17 protein-coding genes are annotated in these 21,604 nt (G+C 41.2%); 8 read left to right on the top strand and 9 right to left on the bottom strand.

Features of this window, described 5'->3' with window-relative positions; translation table 11 throughout:
• Positions 1-118: 118 nt before the first annotated feature.
• Entirely contained in the window at positions 119-2,626 is a 2,508-nt protein-coding gene (gene lon / locus AAG747_RS24295) for an endopeptidase La (RefSeq protein ID WP_346823848.1), read from the top strand.
• 191 nt (positions 2,627-2,817) lie between these two features.
• Here the strand turns inward: lon and AAG747_RS24290 are convergent, their stop codons facing one another.
• The 3 genes from AAG747_RS24290 to AAG747_RS24280 all read right to left on the bottom strand — a co-directional run bounded on the left by AAG747_RS24290 (position 2,818) and on the right by AAG747_RS24280 (position 6,685).
• Entirely contained in the window at positions 2,818-3,780 is a 963-nt protein-coding gene (locus AAG747_RS24290; protein ID WP_346823847.1) for a homoserine kinase, read from the bottom strand.
• Positions 3,781-3,910: 130 nt separating this feature from the next.
• Entirely contained in the window at positions 3,911-5,053 is a 1,143-nt protein-coding gene (locus AAG747_RS24285) for an acyl-CoA dehydrogenase family protein (protein WP_346823846.1), read from the bottom strand.
• Between the two features lie 162 nt (positions 5,054-5,215).
• Entirely contained in the window at positions 5,216-6,685 is a 1,470-nt protein-coding gene (locus AAG747_RS24280; protein WP_346823845.1) for an NAD-dependent succinate-semialdehyde dehydrogenase, read from the bottom strand.
• A 362-nt stretch (positions 6,686-7,047) separates the two neighbouring features.
• On the opposite strand from AAG747_RS24280, the gene AAG747_RS24275 reads away from it, so the two are divergent.
• On the top strand, positions 7,048-8,211 hold the full coding sequence (locus AAG747_RS24275) for an AI-2E family transporter (protein ID WP_346823844.1): 1,164 nt from the start codon (positions 7,048-7,050) through the stop codon (positions 8,209-8,211).
• A gap of 390 nt (positions 8,212-8,601) precedes the next feature.
• On the opposite strand, the gene AAG747_RS24270 is transcribed toward AAG747_RS24275, so the two are convergent.
• The gene (locus AAG747_RS24270) at positions 8,602-8,865 is read right to left on the bottom strand and encodes a hypothetical protein (RefSeq protein ID WP_346823843.1); all 264 of its coding nucleotides are present in this window, start codon (positions 8,863-8,865) and stop codon (positions 8,602-8,604) included.
• Positions 8,866-9,676: 811 nt separating this feature from the next.
• On the opposite strand from AAG747_RS24270, the gene AAG747_RS24265 reads away from it, so the two are divergent.
• On the top strand, positions 9,677-9,955 hold the full coding sequence (locus AAG747_RS24265) for a hypothetical protein (protein ID WP_346823842.1): 279 nt from the start codon (positions 9,677-9,679) through the stop codon (positions 9,953-9,955).
• 112 nt (positions 9,956-10,067) lie between these two features.
• On the opposite strand, the gene AAG747_RS24260 is transcribed toward AAG747_RS24265, so the two are convergent.
• Positions 10,068-11,741, bottom strand: a complete 1,674-nt coding sequence (locus tag AAG747_RS24260) for a VRR-NUC domain-containing protein (protein WP_346823841.1) — start codon at positions 11,739-11,741, stop codon at positions 10,068-10,070.
• 182 nt (positions 11,742-11,923) lie between these two features.
• Between AAG747_RS24260 and yjjX the strand changes: the two genes are divergently transcribed.
• Positions 11,924-12,454 carry an inosine/xanthosine triphosphatase gene (gene yjjX, locus AAG747_RS24255; RefSeq protein WP_346823840.1) on the top strand — a complete coding sequence of 177 codons (531 nt, stop codon included), beginning with the start codon at positions 11,924-11,926 and terminating at the stop codon, positions 12,452-12,454.
• Positions 12,455-12,538: 84 nt separating this feature from the next.
• Here yjjX and AAG747_RS24250 read toward each other — a convergent pair whose 3' ends face one another.
• The 3 genes from AAG747_RS24250 to AAG747_RS24240 all read right to left on the bottom strand — a co-directional run bounded on the left by AAG747_RS24250 (position 12,539) and on the right by AAG747_RS24240 (position 15,497).
• Positions 12,539-13,678 carry a cystathionine gamma-synthase gene (locus AAG747_RS24250; RefSeq protein ID WP_346823839.1) on the bottom strand — a complete coding sequence of 380 codons (1,140 nt, stop codon included), beginning with the start codon at positions 13,676-13,678 and terminating at the stop codon, positions 12,539-12,541.
• A gap of 174 nt (positions 13,679-13,852) precedes the next feature.
• Positions 13,853-14,707 carry a hypothetical protein gene (locus tag AAG747_RS24245; protein WP_346823838.1) on the bottom strand — a complete coding sequence of 285 codons (855 nt, stop codon included), beginning with the start codon at positions 14,705-14,707 and terminating at the stop codon, positions 13,853-13,855.
• A 433-nt stretch (positions 14,708-15,140) separates the two neighbouring features.
• Positions 15,141-15,497, bottom strand: a complete 357-nt coding sequence (locus AAG747_RS24240) for a DUF6787 family protein (protein ID WP_346823837.1) — start codon at positions 15,495-15,497, stop codon at positions 15,141-15,143.
• Between the two features lie 346 nt (positions 15,498-15,843).
• Here AAG747_RS24240 and AAG747_RS24235 point away from each other — a divergent pair, with 346 nt between their 5' ends.
• Entirely contained in the window at positions 15,844-16,422 is a 579-nt protein-coding gene (locus AAG747_RS24235) for a J domain-containing protein (RefSeq protein ID WP_346823836.1), read from the top strand.
• A gap of 182 nt (positions 16,423-16,604) precedes the next feature.
• Complete coding sequence (locus AAG747_RS24230; protein ID WP_346823835.1) at positions 16,605-17,447, top strand: PspA/IM30 family protein; 843 nt, start codon at positions 16,605-16,607, stop codon at positions 17,445-17,447.
• Positions 17,448-17,511: 64 nt separating this feature from the next.
• On the opposite strand, the gene AAG747_RS24225 is transcribed toward AAG747_RS24230, so the two are convergent.
• Positions 17,512-18,915: a caspase family protein gene (locus AAG747_RS24225; protein WP_346823834.1), complete on the bottom strand. Its 1,404-nt coding sequence runs from the start codon at positions 18,913-18,915 to the stop codon at positions 17,512-17,514.
• 407 nt (positions 18,916-19,322) lie between these two features.
• On the opposite strand from AAG747_RS24225, the gene AAG747_RS24220 reads away from it, so the two are divergent.
• Both AAG747_RS24220 and bioA read left to right on the top strand, forming a co-directional pair.
• Positions 19,323-20,192 carry an Rpn family recombination-promoting nuclease/putative transposase gene (locus tag AAG747_RS24220; protein WP_346823833.1) on the top strand — a complete coding sequence of 290 codons (870 nt, stop codon included), beginning with the start codon at positions 19,323-19,325 and terminating at the stop codon, positions 20,190-20,192.
• Between the two features lie 99 nt (positions 20,193-20,291).
• On the top strand, positions 20,292-21,575 hold the full coding sequence (gene bioA / locus AAG747_RS24215; RefSeq protein WP_346823832.1) for an adenosylmethionine--8-amino-7-oxononanoate transaminase: 1,284 nt from the start codon (positions 20,292-20,294) through the stop codon (positions 21,573-21,575).
• Positions 21,576-21,604 lie beyond the last annotated feature (29 nt).

Genomic DNA, 21,604 nt, shown 5'->3' with positions numbered 1-21,604 from the left:
TTGCCTATTGTTATCGAATAATTTTTAAATTTTGTACAATGAGGTAAATTGAATCAAAATTACTCCAGTCTCTAAAAATAGAAGTAAAATAGCATAAAATACTAGGCGATATATAGTGATGAAACATAAACGAAACCAAAACTTAGGGATTCGACTCAGTGAATTGTCAGATCTCGAATCTGATCAATTAATTCCAATTTTACCGGCAGAAGAAGAAGGCGAAGATGAATATGAAAATCAGAAGGAGCTTACACTCCCGCTCCTACCTATTAAAAACACGGTATTATTCCCGGGGGTTGTTATCCCCATTACTGTAGGTAGGCAAAAATCGGTTAAGCTGGTAAAAGATGCCTATAAAGGGAACAGAACGATTGGAGTAGTTGCTCAAAAAAACATGAATAGCGAAGATCCGGAAGTCAGTGATCTTTATAGAGTGGGTACCATCGCCAAAATACTGAAACTGTTGGTATTACCGGATGGTAACACAACCATCATTATTCAGGGAAAAAGGAAATTCGAGATTAATAAAATCATCACGGAAGACCCTTATTTGGAGGCTTTAGTGGAGATTATTCACGAGGAAAAGACGCTGGATAACAAGCATGAGAGCAAAGCCCTGATGCAATCCTTAAAGGAAGCGGCCAATAAGATCTTAAAGCTCAACCCTGAAATTCCTCAAGAGGCTCAAGTGGCCCTGGAAAATATTGAAAGCCCCAGTTTTTTGACACACTTTCTTTCTTCCAATATCAATGCGGAAGTAAGAGAAAAACAGGAGCTCTTGGAACTGACCAGCATCAAAGACCGGGCAACCAAACTGCTGGAATATATGCTCCGGGAGATTCAATTGCTGGAGTTGAAACAGGAAATCCACAGCAAAGTACATTCTGATATTGACCAGCAACAAAGGGACTACTTTCTCCGCCAACAAATGAAAGTATTGCAGGACGAGCTGGGAATGGAAAGTAGTGATCAGGAAATTGAAATGCTGCGCCTCAAGGCCCGGAACAAGAACTGGCCGTTTGAAGCGCAAAAGCAATTTGAAAAGGAATTGTTAAAAATCGGACGGATGAACCCCGCAGCCGCCGAATATCCCATAGCCATCAATTATTGTGAGTTTTTGGTGGACTTGCCATGGGAAACCATTACCAAAGACCATTTTGACTTGCAAAGGGCTTTAAAAATCCTTAATAAGGACCATTACGGCTTGGAAAAAGTAAAAGAACGGATCATTGAATACCTGGCGGTATTGAAGCTGAAACAAAATTTAAAAGGGCCGATTCTTTGTTTATATGGCCCTCCGGGAGTAGGAAAAACTTCTTTAGGCCGTTCTATTGCAGAATCGCTGGGGCGTAAGTATGTCCGCATGTCATTGGGAGGCCTTCGGGACGAAGCCGAAATACGGGGTCATCGCAAAACCTATGTAGGTGCACTTCCGGGCCGGATCTTGCAAAACCTGAAAAAAGTAGGTACCTCTAATCCGGTTTTTATCCTGGATGAAATCGACAAAATAGGCTCTGATTTTAGAGGTGATCCCTCTTCTGCTTTGTTGGAAGTATTGGATCCCGAACAAAACAGTACCTTTGTGGATAACTACCTGGAGATAGAATACGACCTGTCGAAAATATTATTCATTGCCACCGCAAACTCTTTGGATACGATCCACCCTGCTCTACGCGACCGGATGGAAATCATCGAGATCAACGGCTATACGCAAGAGGAAAAAGTAGAAATCGCCAAAAAACACCTGATTCCCAAACAGCGGAAGGAACATGGCTTAAAAGCGAAAGACATTAAATTTGATGTATCAGGTATCCAAAAGGTCATACAGGATTACACCCGTGAATCCGGAGTCCGGAATTTGGAAAGAAAAATAGGCTCCTTGGTACGTAACGTAGCCAAGTCTGTGGCCATGGAAGAAACCTATACCAAAAACATCAATAGCAAACGGGTGGAAGAAATTCTGGGAACTCCGATATTCGATCAGGAATTGTACCAGGACAATGAGGTAGCCGGGGTGGTAACCGGGCTTGCTTGGACACCGGTAGGTGGTGAGATTCTTTTTGTGGAATCCAGCCTGAACCGGGGCAAGGGAAAATTAACTCTATCCGGACAATTAGGAGATGTGATGAAAGAGTCTGCCACAGCTGCTTTATCATACTTGAAAGCCAATGCGGAGACATTGGATATCGACCATCAGATCTTCAATTTCTACGATTTGCATATTCACGTGCCTGCCGGGGCGGTGCCGAAGGACGGCCCATCTGCCGGAATCACGATGTTGACCTCAATTGCTTCTATTTTTACTCAAAGAAAAGTGAAAAAGGGCTTGGCCATGACCGGTGAAATCACGCTTCGTGGAAAGGTATTGCCTGTGGGAGGTATCAAAGAAAAACTGCTGGCTGCCAGACGCTCGGGAATTACCGATATCATCCTGAGTACCCGGAATACAAAAGATGTCAACGAGATTGAAAAGCAATATTTGACAGGTTTAAAACTTCATTTTGTAGACACGGTAGAACAAGTGTTGGAAATTGCTTTACTTAAAACCAAAGTGAAGAACCCTATCAAATTTATATTGGATAATGGAAATGGCCATCCGGTAGAAGATAAAAATATCAAAGCATAGGTACGATACATACAAAAAATCGCCTGGGAGTTGAGGATAATTCACCAGGCGATTTTTTTATTTTACGATTTTGATAATTCACTAAAACGCTCCCTTAGAGCCTGCCTAAAAATCACCCGTTGAGTCAAAAACGTTTTTTTAAAATATGCTCTTAAATATAGACCTTCAAGGTGCTATTTTTTAAAAACAAATCAGGCATTTTGTTCTGCCAGTTCTTTCCGGAAGTTTAAGATAAATGAATAATCAAATCCTTTCAAGTGTTTGATCCGGCTTACCAGCTCTTCCACCCGGGCCAATTGTCTGCGATTCGCTTGATGCAACAAATCATTCCTCAAATGCCAATATACCATCGCAAAAGCCCCCCATTCAATATAATACGGAAGCAAAACAAACTCTTCTTCGGAAATTCTTCGCTCTTGATTATAGGCTGTTAAAAAGGCTTTTAGCAAGTGTTCGTCCAAGGTATTTTGACGAATACAAAACCCATTGATCGCAATCCCTATATCCACCAACAAATGATCCGTACAGACTTCTTCGAAATCGACTATGGCCTTTAATTTCCCATCTTTAAAAATCACTTTATCCGGGAAAATATCGCCATGGACAAAGCCCATAGGGACGGGCTGTTCCAGATAGGGAAAGAGGTACCGGGTTTCCCGTTTGAAAAAAGCAAAAATTTCGGGATATGAGTGTTTTGCCTGTGCAAATTCATCGATCAAGCCTTCGCAAAGATCGATGTTCATAGCATTCTTTTTCTCGAATTGTTGCCAATCCGGAAAACGGCTCAAACGAGCCAATGTTTCCCCTATTTGTTGGGCCGTATTCTCCTTTATTTCAGGAGTTTCCCCTTCTACAAATTCGTAAATCACCACATTGCCATGGGAAGTCTCACAAATGTATTCTCCGTCATCTTTGACAATCGGGTAAGCCGTAGGAAAGCGAACCGTCTTCAATTTGTTCAGTACTTGCAATTCGTATTGGATAACATTATGTGGTTGGAGGCCAACAATGCGATACAAATACTTTCCCTGATGGGTTTGAATGATGTAATTCTGATTGGCATACCCTACTGCAATTTTTGAAACAGTGATCAATTTACCTATAGAATAGTGGGAGAGCACCTGGTTCATTTCGTGTGTCAACAGATCTTCCATAACAAATTAGGTTATAAGAAATTAGCTTAAGTAAAGTGGGGGTAGTAGGCGTAAAAAAGATTACCGGCTTTGTAAATACCCCTCCAGGCCTGTGACAAGACCCGGAGGGAAAGGATTTTTCATTCCGGGTTTATTTCAAAATTTCCCTGGCAATTACCAATTTTTGAATTTCGGAGGTCCCTTCACCGATGGTACATAATTTGACATCCCGGTAAAATTTTTCAACCGGAAAGTCTTTGGTATACCCGTATCCTCCATGGATTTGCACAGCTTCATTGGCGATTTCCACCGCGGCTTCCGAGGCATAATACTTGGCCATGGCCGAAAGCTCCGTTACTTTTTTCTTTTGATCTTTTAACTTTCCGGCTTCCCGGATCATAAGCTCCGAAGCCTGGATTTTCGTGGCCATCTCGGCCAGTTTAAATGAGATCGCCTGAAACTTGGCAATAGCTTGCCCAAACTGTTTCCGTTGTTTGGCATATTGCACGGAAGCTTCGTAGGCTCCTTTGGCCATTCCTAATGACAAGGCGGCAATCGAAATACGGCCTCCGTCCAACACTTTCAAGGCCTGGACAAAGCCTTCGCCTACTTCACCCAAGACATTTTCTTGAGGAACCTTGCATTGATCGAAAAACAGACAAGCCGTTTCCGAAGCTCGCATTCCCAGTTTGTCTTCCTTTTTCCCGGCAGTAAAACCAGGGGTTCCCTTTTCTACGATAAAGGCCGACATACCATGTGAGTCGCCTTTTGCACCGGTACGGGCAATCACCACTGCCACATCCCCACTCAGCGCGTGAGTGATGAAGTTTTTAGAGCCGTTCAAAACCCAATGGTCTCCCTCTAATTTAGCTGTGGTACTCATGTTTCCGGCATCGGAACCCGTCCCCGTTTCGGTCAGTCCCCAAGCGCCAATCCATGTTCCTGTAGCCAGTTTGGGTAAATATTTACGCTTTTGCTCTTCATTCCCAAACTCCAAAATATGATTGGTACACAAAGAATTGTGTGCGGCCAAAGACAAACCGATCCCCCCGCAAACTTTGGAAATTTCTTCAATTACGGTAATATACTCCTGATACCCTAAGCCAGCGCCTTGGTACTTTTCGGGAACTAATACTCCCATAAAACCATATTCGCCAAGCTTATGCATTACCTCCAAGGGAAAGTATTGTTGCTCATCCCATTCACGGACCTTAGGGAGGATAAACATTCGGGCAAAATCACGGGCACTCTCAGCAATCATCTGATGCTGGTCCTGCATGATAATTTCATTCATACTATGTGTTTATTAAAATTGGTTAAGAAAATTCTTGGTTATCGGTACGGTTAGTCGTGTTAATACTCGTCAGTTAGTAAGTGCTTGTATATAGTGTGGTTGTAAGTAGTAATCCGGCTATTGCCAAAAGGTGCTATTTTAAGAACAAAATCCTAAAATCCATTAATTCCCTTCCTCCACTGCCATACACAGATATTTGATTTCCATATATTCTTCAATTCCGTATTTGGACCCTTCCCGGCCAATGCCTGATTCTTTGACGCCTCCAAAAGGAGCTACTTCCGTAGAGATCAATCCTGTATTGATCCCTACCATTCCGTATTCCAAGGCTTCTGCCACCCGCCATACGCGATGGACATCCTTGGCATAAAAATAAGCGGCCAATCCATACTTTGTATTATTTGCCAACTGGATTACCTCTTGTTCGTCTTTAAAGTTAAACAATGGCGCCACCGGCCCGAAAACTTCTTCTTGTGCCAAGGCCATTGAAGCCTGGGCATTCAAGATGACGGTAGGTTCAAAGAAGCTCTGACCAAAGGCATGAACTCTCCCTCCTATCATAATATCCCCACCTTTTTCACGGGCATCTTCAATCAAGGCAAGCACTTTTTTCACGGCTTTTTCATTGATCAAAGGGCCTATCTCCGAGCCAGCCCTCAAGCCCTCTCCTACCTTAAGCCCGGCCAGTTTTGCAGCCAGTTTTTCAGCAAAAGTTTCGTAAATTTCTTCTTGTATATAAATCCGGTTAGCACAAATACAAGTTTGGCCGGCATTCCGGTATTTGGAGGCAATGGCTCCCTCCACCGCAGCTTCCAAATCCGCATCCTCAAACACGATAAACGGAGCATTTCCACCCAATTCTAAGGAAAGTTTTTTCACTTGATCAGCGCACTGGTGCATTAACACCTTTCCAACGGCCGTAGACCCTGTGAAAGACAGTTTGCGAACCGTACTGTTTTCGCAAAATTCTTTGCCTACTGCCGCAGCCTGGGTGCTGGTAATTACATTAAAAACGCCTTTGGGAATACCTGCCCGGGAAGCGAGTTCGGCAAGGGCAAGGGCCGACAAGGGCGTTTCCTCACTGGGTTTTACAATGATGGTACAACCTGCAGCCAAGGCAGGTCCTACTTTCCGGGTAATCATCGCAATTGGAAAATTCCAAGGAGTTATTGCAGCCACTACCCCAATGGGTTGTTTCAAGGTCATCACTTTGCGCCCCGGTGCAAAGCCCGGAATGATATCACCATAAGTGCGCTTGGCTTCTTCGGCAAACCATTCGATAAAGGAGGCTCCGTACAACACTTCCCCCTTCGCCTCCTCCAAAGGTTTGCCCTGCTCCAATGTCATGATGGTAGCCAAATCATCTGCATGTTGAAGGATTAAATTATACCACTCTCTCAAGTACCCGGAGCGCTCCTTGGCTGTTTTCGTCTTCCAGGAAAGAAAAGCCTCTGCAGCATTTTCAATGCAAATATTAACCTGATCTATTTGAATATCAGCAACTTGAATTAATTTCTTTCCGGTAGCCGGATTCATTACAGAAAAAGAAGTATCCCGATCTGACACTACCCACTCGCCATTTATATAAGCGCTGTCTTTTAATAATTCCCGATCTTTGATGAAGTCTTCCATTTTCCTGTGTTTAAATTAATTTTTATGCCGAAATTAGCCTGAGCTTTCTTATTTAAAATCTAAAAATACTATTTAACAACCGGAAAGCAGTTCGATGGAATCACACCTCCTTTAGGTTCAAAGGGGGTTGTTATTCGGCATTTTTCAAAAAAATTCTCCGGAGGCAATCCCTCTGTAAGAATTTGTATTCTGTCTCTATTGTTAGATAAATAATTCAAGGCAATAACACAAGGAAAATTACAAATTATAATAGACGGCTAATCGTAAAAGAATTTTCTGTAGGTTTCCGATCTAGTAGGGAATAATACAGAAACATACCGGGTAGCCAGGCAATAAAAAAACTAACTCGATTATTGAAAATCATGTCCAACAAATTTGATTATAAAACATTTGCTTCCAAGGGATTTCCAATGCCCTTACTCACCAAACTGACACTGGTGATGTTTTTTTGGATTCTCTTATTTTTCTTTTTGAGAGAATTCCGCAATATTCTTTACCCCCTGTGTTTAGGGATTTTATTCGCGTATTTACTTTATCCGGTCGCTAGTTTTTTTGAAAAGAGGCGCTTCCCCAGGATTTTAGCAAACATCCTCAGTATTATTTTGGGACTTACCGTCATCTATGGTACTTTCTTCTTTATTTACAAACAAGTGTCCCTGTTTCTGGAAGACTTACCCGCTCTCGAACAACAAGCCTTGCGCAATCTAGTCACCGCCTTAAATTATGTAGAGGGTGCTTGGAATCTACAGATCGAATCGGAAGAGCTTTGGATTAAACTACGGGCGAAAGAACTCATCAACACTTTTGGGCAAAACATCAATCAATACTTGAGTTATACCACCAATACCATCTTTGTCATTGGTATTATGCCGGTATACGTTTTCTTTTTTCTGTACTACCGGAATAAATTCAAGGCCTTTATTCTCAAGCTCACACCTCCTAAATACCACCAAATGGCAGACGAGACAATTTCCGATATTTCGCATGTCACCAGAAGGTATATGTTTGGCGTATTCACAGTGGTTTTGATCCTGTGTTTTATCAACTCCATGGGCTTGTACATTGTCGGGATACGTTATGCAATCCTTTTCGGGGTCATCGCAGCCATTTGTAATTTCATTCCTTATTTCGGAACCATATTCGGCTACCTCTTCCCCTTTACCTTGTCCTTACTCATTATGGATTCGCCAAAGTATAGCTTGGGAGTGGTGGTGGTGTTTATCATTGTACAATTTACCGAAAATAATATACTCACTCCGAACATAGTCGGCGGACAGATGCGCATCAATCCCTTCATTATCATACTGAGTGTACTACTGGGAGGATATGTTTGGGGAGTACCGGGTATGTTTATCATTGTACCGGTAGTGGGCATGATTAAAATCGTCTGTCAGCATACCCCAAGCTTGCGCCCCTGGTCCTATCTGATCAGCGATTCGGGAACGGAAGAACACGCGCTAACCCTTACGAAAATTCAGCGCTTTTTTAAAGTCAATAAGAAAGAAGAAGAAGAGCAGGAAATTTAAGAGAAGGCTTCTGTTTTTACACGGGGCCTTCGGCTGTTACATCAAAGGCAAAAAGAAAGAGTTCACGTATCACATGAACCCTTAATGCCTTTAAAAATATGAAGAGAAGTTTACTACGACAGGTGCAAAGAAAGGGCACAAAATACGATTATTCTCATAATTCAAATTAAGTTTATTTGAAGAGATTGTTAATGAAGAAGGGCCGGAATTCATCTTAGGCAATACTGATTTAACAAGCAGAAAAAGGACATTGCTTGAAAGAAGAGGCGAACTCTTAAAAAATCTTTCAAGCAATGAAAAAAAAGTAAATTGGCTGAGGCAGGTGTCAAAAAAATACTAGGGTATCATTGAAAAAATATCGTTGTTCACTGACCTTTTTAGGGGTACCGGTCAGTCATCATGACTTTCTCCATCGATGATTTTTACCCGGGGAAACATACTCTTCAACTCCGTGTAGTCTTTGATCTCTTTGATCCGGGTAATCCGGTCAGACAGGCCGTTTTCGTACCAAACTCCGATAAACATACCTGAGACGTCAAACACACAAACTTTACCATTAGCATTCAATTGTGTGGTCATTAGTTCGCCTAGTTCTTTCACCATTACTACTTTTTGCTGAAAGCTAAGGTCTTCAAATTTTTCTGCATAGGTCATGATAATATTGGGTTAATAGCCAGTGATACAACAAGTATATTTTTTTTATATGAACTAATTAACACGGTACAGTTAAAGTTTAGTGAATATTACGCCCCTAAAAACCAGCATTTTACAAGTATTCCTCCCACAGAAGGATAAGTAGTTATTTTTTTTCGTTTTTTTGATCATAAAAGGAAAAACCACCTGTTCAATTCAGTGGCTTTTGGACGCTCTTTTGTATGTGTTTACCGGATACGGATGATATCGATTCGCGAAGAATATCTCCAGACAAACGAACAAAGGTTTTCCATAAAATCCCAAACAATGGACAGGGCTTTTTTCTTGCTGAAGAGGTTTAAACGTATAGTTTTTGACCGAAGATGGAATCAAAACCGGCTCATCAAGGCACTTTTTGAAAAGAATAGCCAAAGACTATTGTTGAAAAAAGTAACACGGAGGAGGCGTTTTTGAAACATTTTTCAGGAAAAAGAAAAAGGTTAATTCACTTCGCTGCCAAATGAAAACAAGAGGGGAAAAAACCGGTTGATTTTTAGAGGAAAATTGTTGGGACATTTTCTCAAATTTGAGTAAAATAGAGAGACGAAAATTTTGTGAAAATTTCCAGAAAAATTTTTATTAAAAAGGTTTTTTTCTTTGGAAGTAAAAATATATTTGCGCGCTCAATTTTTCACCTTGTAAAGGTTATGACATTGGTAACTTTTTAAGTCTCTTGAAAGAAGAGATTTCAACATCAATACTGACTAGGCGGTTAGCGAAGACTAATGGCTTTTTTTATGAAGTATTTTTTAACTTTTAATCTTATAGCATAATGAAACAAAAGAGGTTATTGAGTTATGATAAGTTGCCCATTGATGTAAAGCAACGAATCAACGTTGAACACCCCGGAGGGATTCACCAACTGGCTCAACGGGTGGACCTTCCCGGCAACCGGAGTATGTTCGTTTTTCATTTCGAAACCGAGGACACTTTATTTATGGTGAAAGTCGACTCTCCGAGTCAAATGGAAGAAGATTTCGATGGAGACGTATTCGAAAAAAGTAATAGTTACGTCCCTTCCGAGGATGAAGAAGAGGACCTATTGGATTAAATCAACTTCATCCAAGTTATTGCATTGCGATTACCTGTCAAGAAAAACCATACAATTATGGATCATAACTACCTTTAAAATGAATCCTTCCCCCTGGCAGGATTCATTTTTTTTATTCACCCCAATGCACCCGAAGTACTTTTACCCGAATGCCTTTTTTTCTAAAAAACTCCATCCAGTACAACTGCTGGTTGGACAACTGGTCGTTTGGAGATTTCACTTCGATGAAGTCATAGCGTTGCTCTTTCCAAACATATAAGTCCGGAAATCCACGGGTATTATTTTCCGGACTTTTGGCGATCTCCCAAAGTACACTCTGCAATGAAGCTCCGGGAACCCGGGACAACAACTTGTCTAAATGCGCCATGGTATCCGGAAACCAACCTACAAAAGGATTGACGGTACCTTCTTTTTCCCGGAAAACAGTACCCAGGTAGTTCATTGCCTGTTGAGGATGTTCCAAAAGCTGTAGGCGCTTTTGGAGTTTTTGTTTTCGTTTGGCTAAAAACTGTTCTCCAAACAAATCCGAAGGCCTCCGTTGCAAAGGGTGATGGATAGAAGCAGTGGATTCATCAAAGATCTCTTCCCAACATAATAGGCCAAACAGCGCCCGCCAAAGGTAATTTTCAGCAAAAAAACCTTCATACCCCTGTCCTGCCAGCTGCTCCAAAACACCCATCTCTACCGACTCTTTGAATTGTAGAGGCACTTCCATTTGTTCTGCTTTTTTGAGCAGGCGTGTGGTAGCTTTTAAAAAACGGGTGTCCTTTTGATGCTTGTGTTGAAAATCCCGGGCAAAATAATATTCATCCGCATTATGAGGTTCTTCTTCAATTTCCACACAAAGGGCCAAGGCTTCATCTCTTTCTCCCATCTTTTCCAATACTCTGACTCTCCGCTCACGAATGGGCGGCTTGTTCGCATATTGGTAAATCTTCTCTGCCTGGCGCCAGAGTTTAGCTCTTTCCAACAATCCGCCCACCCGCTGAACCATACGGCCAAATACCGGAACGGTAGGTTCGGTCAATTCCGGCACATCCGGAAAATGTACCCGAAACCATTCGTAAATTTCTTCTGCGGAAAGCAATTCTTTTTGCCTCTTAAATTCCCGGTACAATAAAGTCATATTAAACTTTTCTACAGCCTCCAGTCTTGTATGAAACAGAGGAGTAAACTGCTCCGGATCAAACACCTGAAAACGGGCATTGCCGATATCGCGGATTACAAACTCGCTCATGGAATACCGAAGGCTGCCAAAAAACAGAAATTGTAAAAAAGTAGCTTCTTGTACAAAAAGCATGGACACCACTTCCTCAAATGCTTGAAGGGCTTCTACCAACTCTTCCGGTTCCCACAGGCTGACCAATGTCAAGAGTAGCTCCCCTTTGGGAAGCTTTTTTAACGACTTATCAAAACCCTCCTGCCCTTGAAAAATTTTAATCAGCTCCGGTTTGGTAAAGATTTGCATGACCTCTATTACTTCCGGCAGACTCAGTTCTTTTACCAATTGAATAAACCCACGTTCGATCAATTCTTTTTCAGCCGTAGGGATGGAAGCAATTTCGGCATACTGAAATTTCTTAATCCGGAAAAACACCCCCTTCCGGTTCATCATCCGCAAGTATAGACATTGCGCATCTTCCGAAAGTGCGTTGAACTTGGAAATAAATGTCTGTTCGGGTTCCTCCAATACGGAGGCATACTGTTCTTGCACAAATCCAATGAGGTATCGAAAGTTTTCCAAATAGTATTTGGGGGGCAATTGTATGGGTGTTTGGTCTGGCATTTTTACAAAATCTTCAAATAAGCGAGAAGGAGCCGTAAGAAAACAAATTTAAGACGAAATGACCAGCCTCCTTATGCGAACTGCTTTCTTTCCTCCATAGCCTTGGGTTATTTTGTGATGAAGTAGCAAACTGTCATTCATCTCTATTGACAAAATTCAAGAATTTTTAATTAATTTGTTACATGAAAAAAATAATTGTAGCCTCGAAAAATCCGGTGAAGGTGAATGCCACCCAACAAGCTTTTGTTCGAATGTTTCCCGATGAACAGTTTGAAGTGATGGGCTGTGAAGTAGAAAGCGGGGTCAACGATCAACCCTTTAGTAACGAAGAAACCTTCAAAGGAGCTGTGACCAGAGCCCGGAATGCCCAGGGAAAATACCATGAGGCCGACTATTGGGTGGGCATTGAAGGAGGTGTAGAAAAAAGCAATCATGGAATGCTGGCTTTTGCCTGGATCTATGTGATTTCCAAAGATGAACAAACCGGACAATCCAAAACAGGGGCTTTTTACTTACCCAAGGAAGTAGTCTACTTGGTAGAGCAAGGGATAGAACTTGGCAAAGCTACGGATGCTGTATTTAACCAAGATAATTCCAAGCAGAAAGGAGGAGCCGTGGGTGTACTGACACATGGTGAATTGGACCGTACAGAGTACTACCAACATGCCGTGGTGCTGGCCTTGATCCCGTTGGTCAATCCCAAACTCTATTGAATTGATTGTTGACAGCACTAGTACCATAGATAAAAAAGCCTGGTTTGAGCATACTAGCAAACCAGGCTTTTTATTGATATATCGCTAATCAAGCGCTTGTGCCAAATCGGCAATCAGGTCTTCTTGATCCTCAATACCCACACTCAAGCGAATCAACGAATCCTTTAAACCCGTCTTTTCCCTCTCTTCTTTCGGGATACTCGCATGCGTCATTGAAGCCGGATGTCCGCAAAGCGATTCCACCCCTCCCAATGATTCGGCTAAGGCAAACAATTTCAGACGCTCTAACACCTCTATCGCAGCCTCTACACAATCATCTTTCAAGGTAAACGAAACCATCCCTCCGAAATCGCGCATTTGCTGTTTGGCAATTTCATGGTTGGGATGCTCTTTTAAACCCGGCCAATATACTCTTCCGATTTTAGGATGTTGGTTCAAATATTCCGCGACTACTTTGGCATTTTTGCAATGTTGTGCCATCCGTAAGGGCAAGGTTTTGATACCTCTTAATACCAAAAAGCAATCTTGCGGGCCGGGAACGGCACCACAGGAGTTCTGAAAGTAGGCCAATTGTTCCGCTAATTTTTCATTGTTCGTCACCAGCGCTCCCATCACCGTATCGGAATGCCCGCCTAGGTATTTGGTTACGGAATGCACTACAATGTCCGCCCCCATATCCAGAGGGTTTTGCAAGTACGGTGTTGCAAAGGTATTATCTACTGCCGTCAGAATATTTTTTGCCTTTGCCACCTCCATTATCTTTTTGATATCAATGACATGCAGCAAGGGATTCGTTGGAGACTCCAACCAGATCAAACGGGTACGCTCGTTGATCATTGCTTCCACCCGGTCCGGGGTATCCATCGGTACAAAGTGAAACTTAATACCATATTTTTCATAGACCCCGGTAAATATACGGTACGTTCCTCCATACAAATCATTGGAGGCTATCACCTCGTCACCGGATTTCAACAACTTTAAAACGACATCCGTAGCGGCCAACCCCGAGGCAAAACATAAACCGAACCTGCCATTTTCAATCGCTGCAAGGCTTTCTTGTAAAGCCGCCCGGGTAGGGTTTAATGTGCGGGAGTACTCATATCCTTTGTGTTTTCCCGGAGATTCTTGTACATAAGTGCTGGTCTGATATATGGGAGTCATGATTGCCCCGGTAGCCGGGTCAGGATGTACTCCGGCATGTACTGCTTTGGTTGCAAATTTCATATGCGCCAATTGATTAAATTACTTTTGATATTTTTTAGAAAGTTAGAAATTGAAATTTGAATTTCTGTTGAAATTGCAGTTTTTTTCCATTTTTCAAAATGAACAAGAGAATTTAAAAAGCCTGAGGTGATACCCCAGGCAAACATACATTATTTTTTTACAGGCAATAGGGACTTATTTCTCAAGTTCTACCGAGATTACTTTCTCCGCAATGGTAATGGTGATATTCCGGTCGCAAGATCCATCCCCAAAGTCAATCACGCGTTTCAACTCATCATTTTTCAAAAACTCCTTCGTCCCCGCTACCGGAATGTAGATACCTTCCAACATACACCCGGCCTTCCTCACTAAGGGCTTTGTAATTTCCACTTCATATGCTACTCCCCTACGGTTGGTTCCATTGGCTGATCCCTCCAAATAGAATTCGTCTAAGCTTGGGTTTGCCCCCCGGACCCAAGTCCGAACCCAATTCGCATTTCTCGTATAAGTGGTCCCATCCGGGAAGATGATTTTACCATCTTTTAAAATCACTTCCTGATGAATATTTCCATTTTCGGCATCGATGGATTTATTTTTCAAAACCCTGGTTCCCTCGATTTTTAAATTATTGACATAATAACTGTCAAATATCATGGTAATGACCGCCCCTAGCTGATGAATACGGGCCGTATACGAAATCAGGATTTTACCTTTCCGGGTTTTACCGTCCAAGCCTGTACACCCTTCCGTCCCAAAATCTACGGTGATTACTTTGTTTTCCGTATCAATGGTAATTTCCCGGCAATCTTGTTGAAAGCTTTTGGAAGAAATCAAACTTCCCGTTTTCTGTAAGTCCTGATCCTTTTCCAACATGATGGCTTGTACATCGGCATCTAACGAAGCCAGAGTAAGTTCGACCTGAGCCTCATCCATTGAGTCATGCACGGAAGGTTCAGGTGCTAAGTCGTTTTCTCTGTTTTCACAAGCACCGAATAATACCATTGAGAACAAAAATACAGAGATAAGAGCTTGATTTAGAATCTTTTTCATAGTTAGAGAATTTAATTCAAACATGTAACCAAATGAATATTGGCAAATAGTGTTTGCGATACACTATGGTACTATGACAAAGACAAAACCAATAGGTTTAAATAAAGCCGTGAAAAAATAGAAATACAAGAGAAAGAAACACTGCCTCAAATCAATTTCAATACATTTATAACTCGCAAATATATTTATACAAGCTTTACACAACAGTAGAAATTGAGAATAACCTTTGAAAACAGGACAATAAATTTATGTGGAAAGGAATAGAAAAAATATGTATGAAGAAGGTTTCCAAACCTTTCATTACTAAAAAGAAGTATCCATAAGGTGGTCAGAAGAGAAGAAGATTGGAAACAACCAACCCAAGCAAATAGAAAAGCACTTTCTTTCATAAAGGAAAGAAATTTGCATTTCCAAAAAGAAACAAGCTCGATACTTACCGGATAAAAAGCTTTTTGATTAAGCGAAACAGTTTTTTCTCTTTTTCCCAAAAGAAAGAAAACTGACCTAACATGGTTCCGTAAACAAGTAACAAAATTTGATAAGCAGGCATCACAAAAGCCAAATAGGCTACGGTTTTCAGCCAAAAAGCCGTATGTTCGCCAAAGCCTAAAAAGTCGAACAACCACCCGCGGATTAACACGACAGTGCTACCGGTTGCCGAAAAGACCAAAAGGATTAAAAATACTTGAAACAGGCTGTCGACCCCCCATTTGTCTTTTAGCCGATTGAATACTTTGATTACCCCTGTCTGGTTGTCAGTTGTTGAATTTAGTGTCTCCTCTCTTTCCATAAATGATAAAATTTCCGCGGCAAATTTATAGTACAATGTTTAGAAATTTATAAAACCCCCTCATTTTTCCATGGTGATTTTGGTCATTCACTGAATAAGCATGCGAATACTGGCAACCTTTGTACCGTTGTCAGCCGTTATTAATGAGGAGGATTTTATTAGATAAGTAAGAACGTCAATGATGGCGAGTGGCCTCCAAAACGTTTAGAGACAGCCCATTGAAGCCACTTTCACAATAAGGCCTCTTTATCACGACCGATTATCCTAATAAATATACCTTTATTACATTTACTTTGAATTATTTCTTCCGTATTTTGTACCTTACAGCTTAATATATTTATATATCATGGTCATCAAACGATTATCTGACATCATTAAAGCGAATTTAAATCAACTTGAAGATACTGCGTCATTTAAAAAGCTTACCGATCAACTGGAAAACAACCCTGAGTTAAGAGACTATCTCAACAACAATGCTGCCTATCAAAAGATGAAGACAGAATGGAGTAAGAAGTCATCAGGAGGATTTGGCAGGATTAAAGACTTTTTTAAAGAGAAAGAGGTAGATGAATTGGAGGCCGAATTGAAAAGGGAATACGAACAAAAATTCAATACGGAATCGTCTGAATCTTACTCCGGTTCTGACAACCAATACCAAAACAGTTCCCGAAGTCATTCGGAATATGGCGATACTCAACACTCAAACGCTACTCAAAACAAAGAAACCGAGTATTATAGAGCATTGGAACTGCCTCAGGGGGCTTCATTTGATGAAATTAAAAAGGCTTATCGGAAGATGATGAAAATGTACCACCCTGATTTGTACCATAACGAACCCGAAAAGTTTGAAACGGCCCAACAAATCACTCTGAAAGTCAATGAGGCGTATAAATACTTCCAAAAGAAATTTAACATTTCAAAATAGAACTACTTTAGATCGTGGGAATAAGTTGTTTTTTTTGCAAGGCTTCTTTCCCATTTGGAACCCACAAATGAGTGGATATGTAATGAAAAAAGAGGGAAATCCAATTGAAGTACCTATAATAAGGATTCCTAAAATTTTCTTATTTTTGTAAATAGTCATCTTAGCGGAATTAAAGAAATATTATGTTTGGTTGGTTAAAAAGATTATTTGGTATAGGAGCAGCGGAAGCAAATGCTGCTTTGAATAAATTGGAAGATCCGGTAAAAATGACCGAGCAAGGCATCCGGGATTTAAAAAATGACTTGGCGAAAAGCCTTCAGGGTTTGGCCGAAGTAAAAGCCATGGCTATTCGCGCTAAAAAAGAGTTGGAAGCAAGCCATCGCGCGGCTTTGGAATATGAAAATAAAGCCGTACTGCTTTTACAAAAAGCCAATAAGGGAGAAATTGCTCAGACAGAAGCGGACCGGTTGGCCGAACAAGCACTGAGTAAAAAAGAGCAAATTTTAAGTAGAGTAAAAGGCAGTGAGAAAAACGTTGCTCATTATGACCAGATGGTGGGTAAAATGGAAGGCAATGTGCAAAAACTCAAACAACAAATTTCCAGTTGGGAAGGCGAATTAAAAACCTTAAAAGCACGCTCTACGGTTAGCAAAGCCACCGCAAAACTCAACAAGCAACTCGCCAGTGTTGACTCCAGTGATACGTTGGCCCGTTTGGAACGAATGAAAGAAAAGGTAGCCGAGGAAGAAGCCTTGGCAGAGTCGTATGCGGATATTGCCGGGCAAGCCACCAGTATTGATGACGAAATCAATAATGCCTTGGGGGCTGATGCTTCAACTTCACAAAGTAACTTACCGAATTCCGAAGCATTAAAACAGTTAAAAGCCCGAGTAGCTTCTGAGAATCAATCTGATAACACTTCCTCTGAAAGCAACTCGACCGAGCATTCAAATACCCCTCCACCGAGTTCGTCTCTTGAATTGGAAAAACTCAAACAAAAGTTAAAAGACAGTAATAATAATTAATTAAAAAGTTTCATAAAAAAGGCCGTTTGTTCAAACGGCCTTTTTTATGAAATGCATTCCGCCTTCAGTAAGTCAAAAGGGTTTTCTCTACTTCACCGTTGATTTGCGGATTTTGCTCCCTTCCATTTAATCTTCTGGCCATGTAGGTGACATGTTCGGAGAGATATTCTTTTATTTCATTCAGCGAAATTTTATGATTTTGATCCTGATCTGCTACTCCGGTAAAGCCATTCACAAGATAATAAGTGAATAATGAATGTTGTTTTTCCGGATACCAGGAAGAAACCTCCGTGCCTTTGGCCGAAGTCAAGATACTGACCTTGGGATCTTGAAAAAGCTTTTCTTTTGTATTGATAAATACCGGAGAAATATTTTTAACCAACATTCCTTCTTCACTGGCTCCACTAAAACAAGCATCCACTACTACACTCAAAGATTTATACGAAACTTTACTCAGGTTTTCATACAATACTTCTTGCGAATACCCACTCAAAGCCACGAGCTGCGGATCACAATCCACCGGAACGAAATAAGGGTTTTTACTTTCGGGATCAGGTGCCCCATGCCCGCTATAGTAAATAAACACATCCGACTCTCCCGGTTTTACATAATTATACAAACGACCTTTATGGTTGCCTTTTATTCCAAATACCGTTTCAAAATTTGCCTTGCTGGCATTTTCCATATAAATAATATTTCCAGGCTTAAACCCAAAAGAGCGAATGAGCATTTCTTTTACTAACCGGGCATCGTTCAACGCATAGGCTACCTTGGGAATATCTTTTCCATGATAATCTTTGTTTCCTATAACTACCGCTATGGCATTGGAATTCTCTCGTTCATTTTGTACTAATTTTTCATATAATTCACTCCTTATTTCTTCTGTTTGAGAGGGTTGTTCACTCGGATATACACTTTCATTCGTTTTTTCTAAAGGATAAGCCTCTTCCTGATGAGTCGCAAGAGGGGTTGAAGTAGCCAAGTCGGGATAGTAATGATTATTAATAACCGGAAAGTTCAAATCTTCCTCTTTGTACATTCCTCTGTGTTTGAACATTTTTTTTCGCTGAAAATCTTCACGTCCCACAGCTTCAGAAACAGGTATTAAAACCATCGTTTCCATTTCCCTGAAGATTTTTATATAATAGTTTTCTCCATGTCTTACATTCAAGCGAAGGCCTTTACTTGTTACTCGATCACCCTCCTCATAATCAAGTATATTACTACTATTGAGCCTGATATGCAACAGCCCTTCCGAATAGATTTTATAGGTAAGTTTGGAACCACTGGGCATCATCAAAACGTCTTGACCATTGAAATAAAGCATTGTTTTGATCAACCCTCCCGCAAATTGCCTTGGTCGATAAAGGTGAATGGTGGCATAATTTGCCTCTTTTGAGTCTTGAGCAAAGGTTGCCGAAGAAAATGGAAGGTTGAGAAACAGAAGTAAAAATAACGTATATTTCATAGTAGTTCGAGTACGAAAATAACCTTTTTTAATTTGTCTTAACTACGGATATTCCACCAAATAAGTTGGCGTTTTTCTTAACTACCACAAAGTTATTTATTTCAATTTCTGATTAATATTTTTTTCAGCTTAAAAGCATTGTCTAAATTTCGGATTTTGGATTAAAAATCCCCATTTCAGGAACCTCAATGCATCATTTTGAAAATCCTTAAAACGAAGGCTTTTCATCATCAAAGGGGTGTAACGAATTTTGATAGGTTCTTACCGAGAATAAAATACCTGAACGGCAATAAAAAAACTCTCTCTGAGAATTGAACCGGCTACAAGTTAGAAGGAATAAAAGTTATAAACGGGCTTCTGAATACGCTGAAGAATATTTTGTATTTTTGTAAAAAGCTGTCAAAATAATGACTGAATTCACTGAGAAATATATCAATCCGTTTACCGATTACGGTTTTAAAAAGCTATTTGGAGAGGAACCTAACAAAGATTTGTTGCTCGACTTCCTGAATGTATTGCTGGAGGAAGAACAAGGCAAAATCAAAGATCTGACCTACCTCAAAAGCGAGCACCTGGGCTCCGGAGCGCTCGACCGGAAAGCTATTTTTGACCTCTACTGCGAAAATGAAAGAGGGGAAAAGTTTATCGTGGAATTGCAAAAAACCAAGCAAAACTTCTTTAAAGACAGAACCGTCTATTACTCCACCTTTCCCATCCGGGAGCAGGCCAAAAGAGCCGACTGGAATTACGAACTGAAAGCCGTGTATACCATTGCCATTCTCGATTTTATCTTTGATGAAGATAAGGACGATCCGGACAAATTCCGATACGATATCAAACTCAAAGACATTGAAACCAATGAAGTCTTTTATCATAAATTGACTTTCATTTACCTGGAAATGCCCAAGTTCAACAAAACCGTGGATGAACTGGAGACCCACTTTGACAAATGGTTGTATGTAATCAGAAACCTGAACCGGCTTGACAGCATCCCCGATAAACTTCGGGAACGGATTTTTGAAAAATTGTTCGAGACGGCAGAAATTGCCCGGTTTACTCCCGAACAGGTACGATCCTATGAAGACAGCTTAAAATACTACAGAGACTTGAAGAATTCATTGGATACGGCCAAAGAAGAAGGACGATTGGAAGGTAAACAAGAAGGAATTGTGGAAGGGAAACTAGACATTGCTAAAAAGCTCTTGACGAAAGGATATTCTATTGAGGAAATCATTGAGCTGACCGGATTGACAAAAGAACAAATTAACGTTCTCTAAAGTAACATACGATCTGGATGAAAAATAAACCCGGAGGGATAACAATACTCCCTTCGGGTTTTATAGTTTTGGAGCTGTTTTCAAAAGAAAATCAAACCTATGAACGATATCAGCACATTGCTTTCGTACGACAAACAACATATATGGCATCCCTATACATCAGCCACTACCCCCCTGCCTGTTTATCCGGTAAAATCGGCTAAAGGTGTGTGGATAGAATTGATGGATGACCGCAAACTAGTGGATGGTATGTCCTCTTGGTGGGCTGCGATTCACGGATATAATCACCCGGTGTTAAACGAAGCTATTCACAAGCAAACCGGACAAATGGCCCATATTATGTTCGGGGGGCTTACTCATGAACCAGCCGTGGCTCTCACTAAAAAACTAGTGGAAATCACTCCTTCTTCATTAGACTGGGTCTTTTTTTCCGATTCCGGTTCGGTAGCGGTAGAAGTAGCATTAAAGATGGCTTTGCAATATTGGCATGCGAGAGGTAATACTCACAAATGCAAATTTGCCACCATCCGCAATGGCTATTATGGAGATACCTGGCACACTATGTCCGTATGCGATCCGGGTACGGGTATGCATACCATCTGGAAAGGCCGTTTGAATGTGCAACACTTTGCCGAGCAACCTCAATGCCGGTTTGGAGGTGACTGGGACCCGGAAAGCTTTACTTCCATGAAAAACCTACTGATGGAAAACCACCAAGAAATTGCCGCGGTTGTTCTGGAACCTATTGTGCAAGGGGCCGGGGGTATGTGGTTCTACCATCCGCAATATTTAAAAGAATTAAGAAAGCTTTGCGATGAACTGGACATCTTATTGATTTGTGATGAAATCGCCACGGGATTCGGTCGAACCGGGGAGTTATTTGCCTGTCATCACGCTCAGGTTAGTCCCGATATTCTTTGCTTAGGAAAAGCCCTGACGGGTGGTTACATGAGCTTTGCAGCCACTTTGACTTCGAAAAAAGTAGCGGAAACGATTTCTTCTCAAGCCCCCGGAGTGTTTATGCACGGCCCTACCTTTATGGGGAACCCACTAGCCTGTGCCGTAGCAAATGCCAGCCTTCAACTATTGCTAGATAGTGACTGGAAATTGCGTATCCGGTCACTTGAAACACAACTTCGCGAGGAACTTGAAGAAGCCAGACACTTAAATGCTGTACAAGATGTCCGGGTGTTGGGCGCTATCGGAGTCATTGAGATGAAAGCTCCGGTTGACATGGCCAAAGTCCAGGCTCAATTTGTAAAAAAAGGCGTGTGGATACGGCCTTTTGGTAAATTAATCTATACGATGCCTCCATTTATAATGGAAAAAGAACAACTAAGTAAACTAACCCAAGCAATGGTGGAAGTAGCTCGAGAAGGGTAAAACTCTCAAAACTATTATGAGATCAGGTG

The organism is Rapidithrix thailandica (assembly GCF_039710355.1).
In the GTDB taxonomy this organism is placed as follows: Bacteria; Bacteroidota; Bacteroidia; order Cytophagales; family Flammeovirgaceae; genus Rapidithrix; species Rapidithrix thailandica.
This window is presented reverse-complemented; position numbering and strand designations above follow the sequence as displayed.

Coding starts and splice junctions, on each gene's coding strand:
- AAG747_RS24270 (WP_346823843.1), bottom strand. CDS start 8,865: ATGACCTATGCAGAAAAATTTGAAGACCTTAGCTTTCAGCAAAAAGTA.
- AAG747_RS24225 (WP_346823834.1), bottom strand. CDS start 18,915: ATGAAATATACGTTATTTTTACTTCTGTTTCTCAACCTTCCATTTTCT.
- AAG747_RS24275 (WP_346823844.1), top strand. CDS start 7,048: ATGTCCAACAAATTTGATTATAAAACATTTGCTTCCAAGGGATTTCCA.
- yjjX (WP_346823840.1), top strand. CDS start 11,924: ATGAAAAAAATAATTGTAGCCTCGAAAAATCCGGTGAAGGTGAATGCC.
- AAG747_RS24265 (WP_346823842.1), top strand. CDS start 9,677: ATGAAACAAAAGAGGTTATTGAGTTATGATAAGTTGCCCATTGATGTA.
- AAG747_RS24285 (WP_346823846.1), bottom strand. CDS start 5,053: ATGAATGAAATTATCATGCAGGACCAGCATCAGATGATTGCTGAGAGT.
- AAG747_RS24250 (WP_346823839.1), bottom strand. CDS start 13,678: ATGAAATTTGCAACCAAAGCAGTACATGCCGGAGTACATCCTGACCCG.
- lon (WP_346823848.1), top strand. CDS start 119: ATGAAACATAAACGAAACCAAAACTTAGGGATTCGACTCAGTGAATTG.
- AAG747_RS24230 (WP_346823835.1), top strand. CDS start 16,605: ATGTTTGGTTGGTTAAAAAGATTATTTGGTATAGGAGCAGCGGAAGCA.
- bioA (WP_346823832.1), top strand. CDS start 20,292: ATGAACGATATCAGCACATTGCTTTCGTACGACAAACAACATATATGG.
- AAG747_RS24240 (WP_346823837.1), bottom strand. CDS start 15,497: ATGGAAAGAGAGGAGACACTAAATTCAACAACTGACAACCAGACAGGG.
- AAG747_RS24235 (WP_346823836.1), top strand. CDS start 15,844: ATGGTCATCAAACGATTATCTGACATCATTAAAGCGAATTTAAATCAA.
- AAG747_RS24260 (WP_346823841.1), bottom strand. CDS start 11,741: ATGCCAGACCAAACACCCATACAATTGCCCCCCAAATACTATTTGGAA.
- AAG747_RS24245 (WP_346823838.1), bottom strand. CDS start 14,707: ATGAAAAAGATTCTAAATCAAGCTCTTATCTCTGTATTTTTGTTCTCA.
- AAG747_RS24220 (WP_346823833.1), top strand. CDS start 19,323: ATGACTGAATTCACTGAGAAATATATCAATCCGTTTACCGATTACGGT.
- AAG747_RS24290 (WP_346823847.1), bottom strand. CDS start 3,780: ATGGAAGATCTGTTGACACACGAAATGAACCAGGTGCTCTCCCACTAT.
- AAG747_RS24280 (WP_346823845.1), bottom strand. CDS start 6,685: ATGGAAGACTTCATCAAAGATCGGGAATTATTAAAAGACAGCGCTTAT.